This is a genomic window from Bacillus cereus (assembly GCF_025917685.1).
Taxonomy (GTDB): Bacteria; Bacillota; Bacilli; order Bacillales; family Bacillaceae_G; genus Bacillus_A; species Bacillus_A cereus_AT.
Genome location: NZ_CP089518.1, coordinates 4686223 through 4703035, shown reverse-complemented (window position 1 = coordinate 4703035; position 16813 = coordinate 4686223). Strand labels below are relative to the sequence as shown.

Here is a 16813-nt window from a genome sequence, read left to right as displayed (position 1 = left end):
TTTAGCGATGGAATAAAATCGTTAAGGAGGTCTTTTATTTTGCTTTAATCGTTCTCTTTCTTACAAGTATAATTGAAGGATAGAAAGAGGAGGGGATATATGTTGGAAGATATTTTTGAATTTGTAGTGAAGTACGTGATAGGCTCTATTTTTAGGTTTATAAGATACATTGTGATAGATATTATAATAGAATGCATAATAGAAGGTGTAATAAACGGTATAAGGAAATTACGTGATAAAATCCGTGATAAGTGGCGAAACTGGCGTGAAAGACGTTATTGGCGGTAATAGGTACATAGAAAAATTGGCAGTAAAGAGATAGCGGAGAAAAAACCTTAAGAGAGATGAATTATAAAATTCATTTCCCTTAAGGTTTTTTATTTTGTATACAAAGGGGGATTTGAAATGAGAGAAGATAAGTTTATGAAAGAAGGCCGTCACCGTGGTGAGCGTCATAGGGGGAGAGATGGATCTCATCATCGCGGGCCGAAAACATTTCGCCGCGGGAGAGCAATTGCCTTTTTAGAAATGATGAATTTAAAACGAGTGACAATTAAACAACAGTTAAGTAAGCCAGAATTCCAGTCTATTCAGCAAATTTTAATCGGGGAATTAAAGGCAATTGATATGGTTATTAATGAATTTACACAACTATTTGAAATACATGAGAGTGAAACGGAAGAAGCGTCTATGTTAGATGAGAAGGCAGATTTAGAGAAAGGGACTGCATCTGATGAAACAAATTAATCGTTATATTGATTCTGTATTTTGTGGTCAAGATGTTCTTTTGGATGAAGTGATTGCTTCCATAAAAGAAAACGAAATGCCGCCGATATCAGTATCACCTTCTTCGGGTAAACTTTTAACGATGTTAGTTTCCATTTCTGGAGCGAAAGATATTTTAGAAATAGGTGCATTAGGTGGGTATAGCGGAATTTGTCTTGCGAAAGGTTTTGGAGAAGAAGGCACGTTAACTTCACTTGAACTAGAAGAGAAATATGCAAAGGTAGCGCACAGCAATTTACATAAAGCGGGATTTGGAAAACAAGTGTCGTATATGACTGGTGCTGCTTTACTAAGTCTTGAAAAATTAGCCGCAGGTAATAAGCGATTTGATTTCTTCTTTATCGATGCTGATAAAGAGAATTATGAAAATTACTTAACATACTGCATTCAGCTTGCTAAGCCAGGCGCATTAATTGTTACAGATAATGTTCTAGCTGCTGGTAGTGTAGCTGATGAAAGTGTGAAATCAAAACGTTATACAGAAGCTATGAAGAAGTTTAATGAAGTAGTAGCGAATCATCCAAGTTTAGAATCTGTACTTATTCCAATTGGTGACGGGATGACGGTTTCTAAAGTGAAGAAATAATTATTATCTTACAAAAGTGTAATGTTCATGTCATGTTTTTGAATTTCTTCTTTAAGCTCTGGGCTTTAAGATAAGAATATAAGAAAAAACATATGAGGTGAAGGAAATGAAAAGATACATTGCACTATTTAGTATTTTAGTTGTATTTGCAAGTTTGTTAGTTGGTTGTGATATTAACCGTATGGGTAAAGACGAGTATTACGTTCAAATTACAGTAGATGGAAAAGAGTATAATGGTAAGTCTAGTAATGGTGAACCATATAAAGATTATCAATATAAGTTACCTGCATTTGATAAAGAAGGTAAAGAAAAAGAGTTAGAATTTACAGCTGTGAAAAATCTTCGTAAAGAAGCATTCTTACGCTTATACCACTCAGATAAAAAAGGTGTAACAGCTTGGGAAGAAGTGAAAAAAGACGAACTTCCAGCGAAAGTGAAAGAAAAATTAGGCGTGAAATAAGACAGATAGAAAAGGAATTGACGAACAGGGTCAATTCCTTTTTTCGTTCTCAAAATCCTCTTCTGAAATGACTGTAAAGCCATGTCTTTTAAATAAAGCAGTTGTTACCCCATAACCAGTTTGTTTATTACCGTTAAATTCTCCAGTATAAATCGTAGAACTACCACAAGATGGACTACGTTCTTTTAAAATAATATACTCTGGATGTAAATCTTTAATTTGTTCTAACGCTTTATAAGCACCATTTACGAAGGCTTCTGTGACATTCTTTCCGTCTTTTGTCATCACTTTCGCTTTTCCATCCAAAACGTCATCGCCATTCCCACCAATAATTTCAGCTGAAGGACGAGGCGTTGGTAATCCTCCTAATACTTCAGGACAAACGAGGACTGTATCTTCTTTCTGCAGTAGCTCCTCTATTTTTGAAACGAGATTGTCATTTCCATCATACCGACAAGCGATACCACCTAAACAAGCACTTATTACGATCATATTGTCACCTCCAAAAAAATTTAAAATATCACGCCAATTTTTCTTCCTGACTCTTACCTATAAATGAGGTGATAAAAATGGGAAGCTTATATAATTTAATGAAACCACACAGTGAATTTCGAAGTAAAGAAGAGTTTAACGTATTATCCGAAAGAAGTCTCCTTCCTCAGGCGTGTGAAAGACGATAGTCTAGTGGCGTGTGGGAGATGAATTTCGGTTTGGCGTAGCCAAACATTTGGTTTTCCTATTTATTTCGCCCCTGATATAATCAGTCTTATAAATAGTACAGTGCGGGATTTATTTTTAGAGGTTGGATTAGAGTGGGGAGCTGCATCAAGGAGAAGTAAGGGGATATCGCTGTTTGATCCATTTGAAAAAGAGCCATGCGTATAGTACATGACTCTAATTAGCTAATCGAACTTTCTTACGACTGGCACACGAATCGCTACAAATAGTACGAAGACAATAACCGCGATTGCACCACTTTTCATAACGGTTACGATTGGAATTCCTATTGCAAGCGCAATAGATGTGAATGCATAAGAGAGCGGAATAAAGCCCATTGATGATAGCATAAGTAAACTCATTACGCGTCCCATCATTTCTTCTTTTACTGTCGATTGAATCATCGCCATAAGCGGAACGATAGCCATTGCAATCGTAATACCGTAAAACATGCCAGCTAATAATGCTTGCCAAAGTACGGTGCTAAAGTTGATGGATAAGAAGAAGACACCAGACAGTAGCATCATGATAATGCAAAATAGGCCGCGTCTACGATTAATATTTTTTAATCCGACAATGACCGCGCCTATTGCCATTCCGCCTCCTACAGATGCTTCTAAGTAACTGAACTGGAGTGAGTCGCCGTGCAAAACATTTTTAACGAAAAGCGGGAAACCGACTTGCATCGGACCAATTAAAAATAAGTTTAAAAAGGCGCTACAAAGAAGGAAAGTTGAAAGGAATGGTGATTCCTTTACGTATAAAATTCCTTCTTTAATAGAAGTGAACATGCCTTTGTCTGTATTTTGCTGCTCTGGCATCGTAAATTGTATTTTTTGAACGAGTATGGCTGCGACGATCAGTAATAAAATCGTGATTGAAAAAATCGTTTCATAGTTCGTAAATTTGATAAGAATTCCGCCAAGTACAGGGCCTAAGATGACCGATGCTTGGTTTGTCATTTGTGTAAGTGAGTTTGCTTGTGTTAAACGGCTTTTTTCTACAAGTTCAGGTAAGATAGATCCATCAGCTGACCAGAAAAAAGCATCAGCAAGTCCAAAGAATAAAGCAAATAAAGCAAATGTATATAGTGTTACATCACCTACGATGAACCATGTAAGAATGGTTGCGACGAGAATAGCACGAATAATATTAGAATAAAACATAATGTTTTTTTTCGGGAATTTATCAGCTACAGCGCCGCCAATAATCATAAAAATAAGCCTTGGAACACTAAGAGCTACGAAAACAACACCGAGTGAAGCTTCAAGGTTTAATGTTTTTGCTATGTACCACGTTTGTGAAAAAGTAAAAAAGGCTAAAGCAAAACTTGAAAAAAGAGTAGCTGCCCAAAGAAAAAGGAAATTCGTATTTTTTAATAACGGTTTTCCGCGTCCCTCTAAAGCAGATTTATTTTGTTGTAGTTCCTCCATATTGCTTCCTTTCTATGTGACAAATTTAAACTAAAAAACCTGTTAACAATCGTTTTATCCCGCGTTAACGGGCAGTAAAGCTCCCACCTCAAAATTTGGCTCGAGCAAAGAAGTTAGGTGGGAGACCAACTGCCCGTAAACGCCCGATTGGTGAGGGCTGATACTCAGTGGGGGGATGAACAAAACCCCCACTGAGTATAGTTTCACTTTATACACTTTCTAATATTTCTATACTGCACTTTCTCATTGTAGACAATAATGTTGGATTTGCACAGTGGCTATTTAACGACAAAAAAGATGCCGAAGGGCATCTTTTTTTAAGCTAAAGCAATATAAATATCTAATTGTACGTTATTTGGATCCGTTGCTTTTTCATCATACAGTTCGAAATCTGTTGTAAAAGCGCGTTTGTTTTCTTTCGACCATTGCCAAATATATTCCCAAGCCTCGCACACGACTTCAGACACAGGGCCTTTTCTCGTTGTAAATACTGCATACGTTGTGGCAGGTATTGTTATAGCTGTCATATTTTCAGGAACGTCTTCCAGTGAAGAAACGGGCATGCCAATAGTAAATTGATATATACCGGTTTCATCCGATTCGTAGTTTGAATAGAAGGCGAATGTTTCTTTTGTTTGTTGATTTGGAATTTGATGCATAATTTGTTCTTGGAAGTAGCGATTCCAAAGCTTTGGAATTTCTCCTTCAGTAGATGCCTCTTTTTCGTTTGTCGTCGTAATAGAGACGCCGATTGCTTGGAAAGCTTCTTTTGTTACGATAATCGGTTCTTTCATTAATAAAACCTCCCTTTATTGGACGGAACGTACGTTCTGTTTTTTATTATAACATATTTTGGAAGGGAGTAGTGTTTTTTATTAAGTTGAAATGTATTTTATTTAGGAAAAAGAGGAATTTCGATTAGGAATCTTTAAATGAAAAGAACTCCTTTCATGTAAAAGGAGTTCTTTTCATTTCTATATTAAAACATACTTGAGCTATGCATTGGTTGGAGTTTTGCGTTTGGATCGAAGTAAGCTTTTGCATTATTTACTGCTGTCGGTGCTTCACCAAAGCCGCAAGCAATGAGTTTTACTTTTCCTTCATATGTACAAATGTCACCGGCAGCATAAATGCCAGGAATATTTGTTTCCATTTTTGAATTCACGAGGATGCTGTTCTTTTGAATATCTAAGCCCCAGTTTTTAATTGGACCAAGCGAAGACACGAAGCCGTAATTTACGATTACGTCATCAACATCAATGATAACTTTTTCTTCTGTTTTTACGTGTTGAAGAACAACTTGTTCAATCGTGTCATCACCGATGAGCTCAACTGGAACATACGGTGTGCTTACTTCTGCACGGGAATTCAGTAAGCTTTCTACGCTATGTTCATGTGCACGGAATTTATCACGGCGATGAACGATTGTAACTTTGTCTGCAATCGGTTCTAACATCATCGTCCAGTCTACTGCTGAGTCACCGCCGCCGAATACAACGACACGTTTTCCAGCAAATTTATTCATATCATCAACGAAATAATGTAAGTTTTTCTTTTCGTATTTTGCTGTGCCTTCTAATTCTAAGCGGCGTGGTTGGAAAGCACCATTACCAGCAGTAATAATGACAGATTTAGAGTAGTGGGTTTGTTTATTTGTAACAAGCTTAAATATACCGTCAGCCTGTTTTTCAAGAGTATCAACAGCTTCCTCTAAGCAAACGGTTGGATCAAATTTCTTCATTTGCTCTTTTAAGTTATCAACTAACTCTTGTGCGCGTACTTTCGGGAATCCAGCTACATCATAAATGTATTTCTCAGGATATAGCGCAGATAATTGCCCCCCAAGTTGAGGTAAGCTTTCAATAATTTTTACACTTGCCTGTCTCATTCCGCCATAAAATGCGGTGAATAGTCCTGTTGGGCCACCACCAATAATTGTTATGTCGTAAACCTTTTGATTTTCTGTCATTTTCATTCCCCCTATAGATGATGGAATTTTAATATTGATTTCATATATTGTTCATATGTACATGAAAATCCTGCAAATGATGACACTTTCAAATAAATGATAGCATATTTAAGTTTATAATACTTCTGAAAACGACTGAATTGTGTGTAAGTTTTCGCATAGATGCTTTTTTAATTGTATAAAATACAGGGAAAGGAAAATACATGAAAAAAAGGCTGAAAAACCCTTGAAAACGCTATGTTATTTTAAAATATTGATAATTCGCTAGGTGCTTGAATTCTGGAATAAAACCGACTAATATAGGGAAGTATTATGTTAAATTTCTATGACAAATTTCGTGCGATTTTTTGAATGCGTGTTGTTATGATATAGAATGTGATAAATTCCACATTCTTGACAAATAGAGTTTTTAGTACTTGGTATTATTTTTCATTACTATTATATAAAGAAAAGGGTTGTGATTTGGTGAAGACTCCAAAAATCGTAGTTTTAGGTGCAGGTTATGGCGGGATGATTACGACTGTTCGTCTGCAAAAAGCATTATCTGTAAATGAAGCTGAAATTACGTTAGTAAACAACAACAGCTATCACTACCAAGCGACTTGGTTACATGAGAGCGCAGCTGGTACATTACAAGATGAAAAAATCTGTCTAGATATTCAAGACGTTATCGATACAAATAAAGTGAACTTTGTACAAGATACAGTAGTAGAAATTAAAGCTGCTGAAAAACGCATTATCTTAAAAGACGGCGAGTTAGAGTATGACTACTTAGTAATCGGTCTTGGTTTCGAATCAGAAACATTCGGAATTACAGGATTAAAAGAGCATGCATTCTCAATCGCTAACATTAATGCAACTCGTCAAATTCGTGAGCATATGGAAGCTAGTTTCGCTAAATATGCAACTGAACAACGCGATGAGTTAGTAACAATCGTTGTTGGTGGTGCTGGATTTACTGGTATCGAATACGTAGGTGAGCTTGCAAACCGTGTTCCTGAACTTTGCAAACAGTACAATGTACCACGTGAAAAAGCACGTATTATTTGCGTTGAAGCTGCTCCAACAGCACTTCCAGGTTTCGATCCAGCATTAGTAGAATACGCTGTAAAACAACTTGAGAAAAAAGGCGTAGAATTCCGCATCGGTACAGCAATTAAAGAAGGAACTGAAGAAGGTATTATCGTTGCAAATGGTGATGATACTGAATTAATTAAGTCTGAAACAGTAGTTTGGGCTGCAGGTGTTCGTGGTAACGGTATTGTGGAAGAGTCTGGCTTTGAAGCAATGCGCGGACGTGTAAAAGTTGATGAGTACATGCACGCTCCAGGATACGAAGATGTATTCATGGTTGGTGACGCAGCCTTAATCATTAACGAAGAAATTAACCGTCCATACCCACCAACAGCACAAATCGCAATTCAACAAGGTTACAACATTGCACACAACTTAACTGTGTTAGTTCGTGGCAAAGGCGAAATGAAAACATTCGCATTCGACAATAAAGGATCTGTATGTTCTTTAGGTCATGACGATGCAATGGGCGTTGTTATGGGCAAAAAGTTAACAGGTTGGAAAGCTTCCTTCATGAAGAAAGTTATTGATAACCGTTACCTATTCTTATTAGGTGGACCTTTATTAGTTCTTAAAAAAGGTAAATTGAAGTTATTTTAATATATAGTGGAGAAAAGCAGATACGGCTATGAGCTGTTTCTGCTTTTTTTGTATAATACACGTTTTCGATATAGTAATGAAAAAGGGGGAAGTGAAAGGAATTAAATATAAAATAATTGCGTTTCCGAAGAAAGAAAATGCAGATTCGTGAGGCCCCTGTTTCGTTTTCTTCATACTTCCATTCTATATAGTTATTTAACAAATAATTGTCATTTATCAGATACAGAAATAGACATACAAAAACGCCATTCTTTCTTAGGATCATACAGAAAGAATAGCGTATTTTTTCATTTTAGGGGATTTTGTTCAACTGGAAAAAATGAGAAAAATATGAAAGCATCTTTCGCTAGATAACCACCTTTACACTGATTTCGCCAGCGCTCTACTGAATATCAAGTTCACTGCAATCACGATGACTGCACCGATAAGGGTTGCAAATACACGGTCGAACAGAATGATAGACTGGAACGGCTTGCCGGCTTCCATGATCAAAATAATGAGCGGAATCATGGTTGCAGAGTATACAAGGTAATTTCGAACCTTTAGAAGAGGTCGAACACTTGCGAATAGACCGATACTTATAACTAATCCCCAAATTGGTAGACTAGTTGCGAGAAGCAAGCTCGCAACAATCACGCCGATTATTGTACCAAGCACTCGTTGTGTTGTTTTGATTGGAAAGAATTCTATTTTCCGCTGAGTAAGGATCGCTACAGTAATTGCAATCCAATAGAAGTGGTGCTCGGGCCAAAGTATTCGTAATCCCTCAGCTATAACTAGACATAATGCGAGCCTGATTGGGAATTGCCAACTGGATAGGTGTGCAAGAGAATTCCACCATAGAATGATTTTTTTCGATGTTGGCCCTTTCATAGCTCCATCCAGCGATGATTTAAAACAGCGGTGTACCCAGATGCCTAGTACCAAGCTGATACTGATGGTCCAAATCGCTCCTGCTAAGATTGAAAAAATTAGTGCCATCGGGTACTCCGTCTGGTCTAACATATTGAGGATGATGATCAGGAATATGACAAAGCGTGTTGTTGCCACGGCCAAAGCCCGACTATATCCGCCAATTAACGTAGCAAGGATTACCAGCAGGGTCAAGACTCCGAATGTCAGGTAGCCTTGTCCGAAAGAGAGACCAGCAGCAATTGCAGCGAGTGCTACTGATATGAGCGCTGACGCCAACTTTTCCCCGTGATTTATAAAACTTGAACCGACTTTCACGCTACTGACTGCCAAACTTCCGACCGATGCAGCAAAACCAAGAGCGGGATAGCCTAGAAATGTGGCGAACAGAACAGGTCCGGCCATACCTATGCCAGCGGAAATGAGTTCTACTATTTCTACCTTGGACTCCTTAGACCAAGAAAACAGTTGAGCCCTATATGCCTTTATATTCATCTATAGCACCTCTTCCGACCCAAAGAGTAGGGCACAGTTTAATAATATGCTTTTTCTTTAATCCATGGACATGTGGTGATACCTATGTCCATCAGGCTGATATTTTGAAGTATCCCCAAAATGAAAATTTTATCTTTCCAGAGTTATTTATAATAATTCGGCTCATTTTTTTCGATATAGGGAAATGCCAATTTTTTAAGTTGGTGGCAATGGGGCATTATTCTAAGAAAGGAAAAGTCACAGTGTACTTAAAAATATAGTATAATATATAAAAAAGAAAGAATATTCTGTTCTCTCTAGTAGAGGAGGTTGCATCATGGGGAAGCGCGGGAAAGTATGGTTAGCTGTTAGTGGCCTAGTAGCTACAAAAGATGGCAGGTGGCTATTCGTTAAGAAGAAATACAGTGGATTAAAGGGGAAATGGTCTTTGCCGGCTGGTTTTGTAAATGAAGGTGAGACGGTTGATGAAGCTGTGAAACGTGAAGTGTTAGAAGAGACAGGTATTGTCGCTCATGTGAAGGGAATTATTGGCGTTCGATCGGGCGTGATTCGCAATGAAATTAGTGATAATATGATTATTTTCCTTTTGGAACCTGAAGGGGAAAATATTATTGTACAGGAGAAGGAATTGTCTGAAGTAGCGTTTCTACATCCAGATACGATTGCAGACGATCCAAATACGTCTGTACTTATTAAATATTTGTTAGAAAGAAAATCAGAATTCCATCTTGAAATGGACAAAACATTAAATCCAGGAGAACAATTTGGTTATACGGCTTACCACGTATTTACGGCGCATGAGAAGGAGAGGGAGAAAGAGTGAGTATACCGGTACTGCTTATTTCAATGATGTTATTTTTTATTTTGTTTTTTGGAATTGGATTTTTACTCAACATGATATTGCGAGCGACATGGGTAATGGTTATTGTGTATCCGATTGTTTGTATGCTTATTATTAATAAGGCGAGTGTGTGGGATTATTTTTCAAAGCCAAAAGAAACATTTTCTTCATTTGGGACAAGTGTATCGCATTTAGGACAAGCAGATGTGTTTATTTTATCTACTGGGTTAGTAGGTGCTGCTTTAGCAGGAATCGTGATTAAGAAACTTCGGAAAAGCGGATATCAAATGTTTTAATCTCCAATTCATTTGGAGATTATTTTTTTGCATATTCCTTCATTGTATAGGGAATGATTAACGATGAAGGAGTGTGGAATATAAAAATGTTAAAACGATATTGTATTCGCATTATGATGACTTGTTTACTTGTATCCGCATTATGCGTAACATGGAATGCTTTCACAGGAGTTTCTTTATTAGAGATTGTAAAGAAATATGAGGGAACGAGTGCAAAAGAAGTACATGCAGCAGAAGTTAAGAGAAATGTTGCTCCGAGTAAAGAAGTGATAAATGCTTTAGAACAGGCAAACGACTGGTCTAAATATCGTTCAATTGAAATGACTGCAACAGGTTATACATCAGGCATAGAGTCAACCGGTAAGAGCCCGGGACATCCGGAGTATGGTATTACATATTCAGGTGTTAAGGTGAAAAGGGATTTATATTCCACGATCGCTGCGGATTTACGCGTATTCCCAATTGGAACGATTCTATTCGTACCGGGTTATGGGTATGGTGTAGTAGCTGATAAGGGCGGTGCAATAAAAGGAAACCGTCTTGATCTGTATTATGATACGGTGAAAGATGTTTATAGCCAATGGGGTAAGAAAAAAGTAAATGTGTATGTAGTGAAAGTTGGAAATGGTAAGTTTTCAGAAGAAGAGTTAACGATGTTAAATCAAGACGAAACGATGCAAGTGTTTCGCGGCCAATATTTAAAACAAAGATAGTCTAGTGGTAATTACGCTAGACTTTTTTTATTTTTTATTAGAAGAAATATGGAGTATATAGGATGTAACAGAAGTTAGAATTGTCGCATTTTATCGAAAATAAAGTTATAATAAAGGCAGAGTAGAGAAATTTAGGGGGTCTGAACATGTTTCAAGTACAAAAAGAATTAGCAAGCCATGAAGCGGTGATTGTTGCCTTATTTGAAGAAGAGAAAACGAGTAGTTTTGTACAAGAACTAGACAAAGCGTTTGAAGGGCAATTACAAGTTTTATTAGAAGAGAAAGAACTTTCTACTAAGAAGAAAGCTATTTCAAAAGTACATAGTTTAGGAAAAACAAATGTGAAACGTTATTATTTCGTTGGTTTAGGAAAGAAAGAATCTTATACGACGGAAACATTACGTGCGGCTCTTGGTAAGGCGTTTAAAACACTGCAGGCAGCCAAAGTACAAGAGGCAGCAATCTTACTTGATTCTTTCGTAACAGAGAAGTTAGACGCGATTGATGTTGCTCATATTGCAGCAGAAGTACAAGGTCTTGGTACATATGAATTACAAACGTATAAATCAGATAAAAAGGAACGTGTAGAGCTAGAGAAGTTCACGGCTATTACAGCGGAAGATGCACAAGAAATTGAAGCGGCATTAACAGTTGGTTACGTACATGGACATGCAACAAATTCAGCTCGTACACTTGTAAATATGCCGCCAAACGTATTAACAGCGACAAGGCTTGCTGAGTATGCGGTTGAATTAGCGGAAAAGTATGATATGGATTATAAAGTTCTTGAGAAAGAAGAAATGGAAGATCTTGGTATGGGTGCATTACTTGCAGTAAACCAAGGTAGTGTAGAGCCACCGAAAATGATCGCTCTTATTTATAAAGGAAAAGAAGAGTGGACAGATGTAATTGGATTCGTTGGAAAAGGGATTACATACGATACAGGCGGCTACTCTTTAAAACCACGTGAAGGCATGGTTGGTATGAAAGGTGATATGGGCGGTGCAGCAGCTGTTCTTGGTGCGATGGAAATTATTGGTGAACTTCGCCCGGAGCAAAATGTTATCGCTGTAATTCCATCAACGGATAACGTTGTAAGTGGTACTGCATTCAAGCCAGATGATGTGATTACATCTATGAGCGGAAAAACAATCGAAGTATTAAATACAGATGCAGAAGGTCGTCTAGCGTTAGCTGACGGTATTACGTATGCGAAGAAGCTTGGTGCAAATTACTTAGTTGATGTTGCAACATTAACAGGTGGCGTAATTGTTGCACTTGGAAATCATACAACAGGTGCGATGACAAATAATGAAGAGTTGTTTGAACAAGTATTAGAAGCATCAATGGAAACGGATGAGCCAATTTGGCAATTACCGATTTTCGAGCGCGATAAAGAACGTGTCAAAAACAGTAAATTTGCTGATTTAAATAACTCACCAGGTCGTGAAGGACATGCGGTTATGGCTGGGACATTCCTAGGTGAATTCGCTGAAGACACACCATGGGTACACTTAGATATCGCTGGAACATCTGAAACATCAGGAGCGCATGATTTAGGGCCGGCCGGGGCAACAGGTGCAATGGTACGTACACTTGCAACACTTGTGGAGCGTTTCGAGGAAGAATAATTTTTGAAGAAAAGACTGTCTCAAACATTTGAGACAGTCTTTTCTTATTGATATGGTACGAGTATGATTAGTTTTTGTTGGTAAGTCGATACCATTTCATTTACTATTATGCCGTTTAATAACGTATGACATAGTGAAAGACTCGTCTTATAAAGAAATCGTATATAAGGTCCCACTTAAAGCAAAGGAAGTGCGTCCTGTTTCTTCAGAGACAACTAATATAAGTGCATCACTTTTTTCTGATAAGCCAATTGCAGCTCTGTGACGTGTTCCTAGTTCAGGATCAACTTCCGTACTTTTCGTTAACGGAAGAATATTAGCTGCTGAAACAATATGATTATTTTTAACGAGAACGGCTCCGTCATGAAGAGGATTACCTGGATAAAAAATTGATTCGAGTAACGGTGCGGTTAAATGAGCGTTTAATGTGGTCCCAGTTTGAATACAAGATTCAAGCGTCTCGTTTCGTTCCACAACGATAAGAGCACCGTGTTTGCGGGCACTTAAATGTTGGACAGCAGTTGTGATAAAATGTGAGCTTTCTGTATAAGGTGATAAATACGCCTGAATATAGTATGTAGCTGCCAATGTTTGTACATTTGCTAACATGTGATGAATATCTTCCATTTTGCATAAAATGCATTCATCTTCTTTATCAATTGCCTGTCTCATAATTGATAATTCTTTTTCAGCAATTTCAATCATTTGTTTTGTTTGTATTTTGAGTTCTTCTGACAAGCCCCATTCTTGCATAATCCTCATTCCCTTTGGTGGAGTATTTAATCATAGTGTATACAAATATTCCTAGTAAAATCCTGCTAGATTTTATAAAATATTGAGATACAGGTTGTTTTTTTCATATAATAAAGGTATGACAAGCGGGAGGAGATAGAAGTATGGATTGGAAACAAGAATTTAGTCGCTGGCTTTCATATGCAGAATTAGATGTAGAATTAAAAGAACAGCTAGAAAACATGAAGCAAGATGAGAAGAAAATCGAGGATAGCTTTTATAAAAATCTAGAGTTCGGCACAGGTGGTATGCGTGGTGAACTTGGTGCTGGTACGAACCGATTAAATGTATATACAGTTCGTAAAGCGACACAAGGATTAGCGAAATTTATTGAAAAATTAGGTGAAGAAGCGAAGAAACGTGGTGTTGTTGTAGCGTATGATTCTCGTCATAAATCACCTGAATTTGCAATGGAAGTAGCCGCTACACTAGGTGCACACGGTATTACAACATATGTGTTTGAAAGCTTACGCCCAACGCCAGTGCTTTCTTTCGCAGTTCGTCATTTACATACAGTAAGTGGAATCGTTCTTACGGCAAGCCATAACCCGCCTGAATATAACGGTTATAAAGTATATGGTGACGATGGTGGACAATTGCCTCCAAAAGAAGCTGATGAGTTAATTAGTTACGTAAATGCAGTAGAAGATGAATTAACAGTTGAAGTTGCTGATGTAGAGCAATTAAAAGCTGACGGTTTATTACATATAATTGGACAAGAAGTAGATGATGCATATGCAGCAGAATTGAACAATGTCATTATTAATAAAGAGATGGTGAAAGAAGTAGGAAAAGATTTAAAAATCGTCTTTACACCATTACATGGAACTTCAAATATTTCTGTACGCCGTGGCTTAGAAGAAGTTGGATTTACAGATGTAACAGTTGTAAAAGAGCAAGAGTTACCAGATCCAAACTTCTCTACAGTGAAATCACCAAACCCAGAAGAGCATGCAGCGTTTGAGTATGCAATTCGCGACGGTGAAAAAGTAGGCGCAGACGTGTTAATCGCAACAGATCCTGATGCAGACCGTCTAGGCGTAGCAGTTCGTAATCACGATGGTGAGTTCCAAGTGTTAACTGGGAACCAAACAGGTGCGTTAATGCTTGATTACTTATTATCACAAAAGAAAGAAAACGGAACGCTTCCAGAAAACGGTGTTGTTTTAAAAACAATCGTAACGTCTGAAATTGGCCGTACAATCGCAAAAGCATACGGTTTAGATACAGTTGATACGTTAACTGGATTTAAATTTATCGGTGAGAAAATTAAACAGTATGAAGAAAGCGGACAATATGAATTCCAATTCGGTTATGAGGAAAGCTACGGTTATTTAATCCGTCCATTCTGCCGTGATAAAGATGCGGTGCAATCTGTTCTATTTGCATGTGAAGTAGCTGCGTACTACAAATCACAAGGCAAAACGTTATATGATGGTCTGTTAGAAGTATTCGAGAAACATGGTTTCTTCCGTGAAGATCTTGTATCGTTAACGTTAAAAGGAAAAGACGGTGCTGAACAGATTCAAAAGATGATGGCAACATTCCGCGGGAATCCTCCGAAAGAAGTAGCTGGTTTCACAGTCGTTGCAGTTGAGGATTATAAGGAGAGCATCATTACAACGTTACAAGGTGGAAATAAGGAAGAGATTCACTTACCGAAATCAAATGTGTTAAAATATCAATTAGAAGATGGTTCTTGGTTCTGCTTACGTCCATCGGGCACAGAGCCAAAAATTAAATTCTACTTTGGTGTACAAGATGATTCCTTACAAAATAGTGAACAAAAGTTACTTACTATTAAAGAAGATATTATGAATCGTTTATAATAGAATAGAGTGCTACTGATAGGAAAAGGGGAGAACGGAGAACGGCCTCCTCTTTTCTTATAGTTTTGTATGATGTAGAGGATTATTAAGAGATAATGTTATAAATTTGCACCTTACTAAGAGAATTAAAAGGAAAAGCGAGGGTATTTGTCATGAAAAAAGTGAGAAAAGCAATTATCCCGGCAGCGGGATTAGGAACACGCTTTTTACCAGCAACGAAAGCAATGCCAAAAGAAATGCTTCCAATTGTAGATAAACCAACAATTCAATACATCGTAGAAGAAGCAGTAAAATCAGGCATCGAAGATATTATTATCGTTACTGGTAAAGGAAAGCGCTCTATCGAAGATCATTTCGATAATGCATTTGAATTAGAGCAAAACTTATTAGAGAAGAAAAAGTATGAGTTACTTGAAAAAGTACAAGCTTCTTCTAAAATGGTAGATATCCATTACATTCGTCAAAAAGAACCAAAAGGATTAGGACATGCTGTTTGGTGTGCGCGTAAATTTATTGGTGATGAGCCGTTTGCAGTATTATTAGGCGATGATATCGTTCAAGCTGAAAAACCATGTTTACGTCAATTAATGGACGAGTATGACAAAACACTTTCTTCTGTTATTGGTGTGCAAACTGTTCCTGAAGCAGAAACACATCGCTACGGAATTATCGATCCGTTAGAGCAAGAGGGTCGTCGTTATCAAGTTCGTAATTTTGTTGAGAAGCCAGCGCAAGGTACTGCACCTTCAAACTTAGCGATTATGGGACGTTACATTTTAACACCTGAAATCTTTATGTTCTTAGAACAGCAACAAGTTGGAGCGGGCGGCGAAATTCAGTTAACGGATGCAATTCAAAGCTTAAATGAAATTCAACGTGTATTTGCTTACGACTTCGAAGGAAAACGCTACGACGTAGGTGAAAAGTTAGGATTCGTTCAAACGACAATTGAAATGGCTCTGCAACACCCAGAATTACGCGATGACATGGTCACAATGATGAAGAAAATTTTAGAAGAGCAAACGAATCAAGAGTCTTAATATAAAAAAGGAGTTGTTCCTACTGGAACAACTCCTTTTTCTTATGAAATCGTCGAATGAGAATGCTGATAAGCCGAGCGACGTACAGCATAGTATATGCGGGGTGCGATAATAGCACCGATAATTGTAAATGCAATGTCCTTTACTGCGAACCACATCATAATCATCCACGCAGCTTTATAACTCATATTACCACCCATGAAAATATTGACCGCTCCGTACATGTAAGTAGTACCGATAATATACGTTAAAATGATTCCTGTGAACGAAGCAATTGCAAAGGTGCTGAATGTTGGTCGTTCTTTTTGTTCTACTATTTTTCCTGATACGTAAGCAACGATAATAAATGCGATAATAAAACCACCAGTAGGGTCTAAAAGTGCTCCAAATCCAGCTTTGAAGTTAGCGAAGATTGGCGCACCTGCTACTCCAACAAGCATATAAACAGTCATTGATAATGCGCCAAGTCTACTTCCAAGAAGAAGCCCTGCTAAAATTGCGAAAAATGGTTGCATAGATAATGGGATGCCCGCTACTTGCAAGAATGGTGCCCAAGATACAATGTTTGCACCAATAGCCATAAGAGCGACGAACATGGCAGCTAATGCTAAATCTAAAACATGAAATTTTCTCATAATG

At 37.6% G+C, this 16813-nt stretch carries 18 protein-coding genes; 11 read left to right on the top strand and 7 right to left on the bottom strand.

Translation table 11 applies throughout. The features are described from left to right. Window positions 1–99: 99 nt before the first annotated feature. The 4 genes from LUS72_RS24565 to LUS72_RS24550 all read left to right on the top strand — a co-directional run bounded on the left by LUS72_RS24565 (window position 100) and on the right by LUS72_RS24550 (window position 1832). Window positions 100–288 (top strand): hypothetical protein, encoded by a 189-nt coding sequence (locus LUS72_RS24565; RefSeq protein ID WP_097832219.1) that lies wholly within the window; start codon window positions 100–102, stop codon window positions 286–288. Between the two features lie 117 nt (window positions 289–405). After that, window positions 406–747 carry a hypothetical protein gene (locus LUS72_RS24560; RefSeq protein WP_097832220.1) on the top strand — a complete coding sequence of 114 codons (342 nt, stop codon included), beginning with the start codon at window positions 406–408 and terminating at the stop codon, window positions 745–747. Next, a complete protein-coding gene (locus tag LUS72_RS24555) occupies window positions 734–1372 on the top strand; it encodes an O-methyltransferase (RefSeq protein ID WP_264448381.1) in 639 nt (212 codons plus the stop codon). Before LUS72_RS24560 ends, LUS72_RS24555 begins: the two co-directional genes overlap by 14 nt. Before the next feature lie 106 nt (window positions 1373–1478). Then, window positions 1479–1832 (top strand): YxeA family protein, encoded by a 354-nt coding sequence (locus LUS72_RS24550; protein ID WP_097832222.1) that lies wholly within the window; start codon window positions 1479–1481, stop codon window positions 1830–1832. Window positions 1833–1862: 30 nt separating this feature from the next. Here LUS72_RS24550 and LUS72_RS24545 read toward each other — a convergent pair whose 3' ends face one another. The 4 genes from LUS72_RS24545 to LUS72_RS24530 all read right to left on the bottom strand — a co-directional run bounded on the left by LUS72_RS24545 (window position 1863) and on the right by LUS72_RS24530 (window position 5951). Further along, on the bottom strand, window positions 1863–2324 hold the full coding sequence (locus tag LUS72_RS24545) for a 2-thiouracil desulfurase family protein (protein WP_097832223.1): 462 nt from the start codon (window positions 2322–2324) through the stop codon (window positions 1863–1865). Between the two features lie 410 nt (window positions 2325–2734). Then, the gene (locus LUS72_RS24540) at window positions 2735–3982 is read right to left on the bottom strand and encodes an MFS transporter (RefSeq protein WP_097832224.1); all 1248 of its coding nucleotides are present in this window, start codon (window positions 3980–3982) and stop codon (window positions 2735–2737) included. A 317-nt stretch (window positions 3983–4299) separates the two neighbouring features. Next, window positions 4300–4776, bottom strand: a complete 477-nt coding sequence (locus tag LUS72_RS24535) for a GyrI-like domain-containing protein (RefSeq protein ID WP_097832225.1) — start codon at window positions 4774–4776, stop codon at window positions 4300–4302. 185 nt (window positions 4777–4961) lie between these two features. Further along, window positions 4962–5951, bottom strand: coding sequence for an NAD(P)/FAD-dependent oxidoreductase (locus LUS72_RS24530; protein WP_128856434.1), 990 nt, complete (start codon window positions 5949–5951; stop codon window positions 4962–4964). Window positions 5952–6416: 465 nt separating this feature from the next. On the opposite strand from LUS72_RS24530, the gene LUS72_RS24525 reads away from it, so the two are divergent. After that, window positions 6417–7625: an NAD(P)/FAD-dependent oxidoreductase gene (locus LUS72_RS24525; protein WP_071770899.1), complete on the top strand. Its 1209-nt coding sequence runs from the start codon at window positions 6417–6419 to the stop codon at window positions 7623–7625. A 360-nt stretch (window positions 7626–7985) separates the two neighbouring features. On the opposite strand, the gene LUS72_RS24520 is transcribed toward LUS72_RS24525, so the two are convergent. Further along, window positions 7986–9032, bottom strand: a complete 1047-nt coding sequence (locus LUS72_RS24520) for an FUSC family protein (RefSeq protein ID WP_071770898.1) — start codon at window positions 9030–9032, stop codon at window positions 7986–7988. A gap of 316 nt (window positions 9033–9348) precedes the next feature. Between LUS72_RS24520 and LUS72_RS24515 the strand changes: the two genes are divergently transcribed. The 4 genes from LUS72_RS24515 (at window position 9349) to pepA (ending at window position 12513) form a co-directional block, all read left to right on the top strand. Then, complete coding sequence (locus LUS72_RS24515; RefSeq protein WP_071743944.1) at window positions 9349–9855, top strand: NUDIX hydrolase; 507 nt, start codon at window positions 9349–9351, stop codon at window positions 9853–9855. Beyond that, a complete protein-coding gene (locus LUS72_RS24510) occupies window positions 9852–10169 on the top strand; it encodes a YuiB family protein (RefSeq protein WP_000027019.1) in 318 nt (105 codons plus the stop codon). Before LUS72_RS24515 ends, LUS72_RS24510 begins: the two co-directional genes overlap by 4 nt. An 86-nt stretch (window positions 10170–10255) precedes the next feature. Further along, on the top strand, window positions 10256–10882 hold the full coding sequence (locus tag LUS72_RS24505) for a 3D domain-containing protein (RefSeq protein WP_128856461.1): 627 nt from the start codon (window positions 10256–10258) through the stop codon (window positions 10880–10882). Between the two features lie 146 nt (window positions 10883–11028). Beyond that, window positions 11029–12513 carry a cytosol aminopeptidase gene (gene pepA, locus LUS72_RS24500; RefSeq protein WP_097832228.1) on the top strand — a complete coding sequence of 495 codons (1485 nt, stop codon included), beginning with the start codon at window positions 11029–11031 and terminating at the stop codon, window positions 12511–12513. Between the two features lie 147 nt (window positions 12514–12660). Here the strand turns inward: pepA and cdaS are convergent, their stop codons facing one another. Further along, window positions 12661–13266, bottom strand: coding sequence for a sporulation-specific diadenylate cyclase CdaS (gene cdaS, locus LUS72_RS24495; RefSeq protein ID WP_097832229.1), 606 nt, complete (start codon window positions 13264–13266; stop codon window positions 12661–12663). 143 nt (window positions 13267–13409) lie between these two features. Here cdaS and LUS72_RS24490 point away from each other — a divergent pair, with 143 nt between their 5' ends. Next, on the top strand, window positions 13410–15134 hold the full coding sequence (locus LUS72_RS24490; protein ID WP_097832230.1) for a phospho-sugar mutase: 1725 nt from the start codon (window positions 13410–13412) through the stop codon (window positions 15132–15134). 152 nt (window positions 15135–15286) lie between these two features. Continuing rightward, on the top strand, window positions 15287–16174 hold the full coding sequence (gene galU / locus LUS72_RS24485) for a UTP--glucose-1-phosphate uridylyltransferase GalU (protein ID WP_000757821.1): 888 nt from the start codon (window positions 15287–15289) through the stop codon (window positions 16172–16174). 41 nt (window positions 16175–16215) lie between these two features. Here galU and LUS72_RS24480 read toward each other — a convergent pair whose 3' ends face one another. After that, a complete protein-coding gene (locus LUS72_RS24480) occupies window positions 16216–16809 on the bottom strand; it encodes a biotin transporter BioY (protein ID WP_264448380.1) in 594 nt (197 codons plus the stop codon). Window positions 16810–16813: the final 4 nt, after the last annotated feature.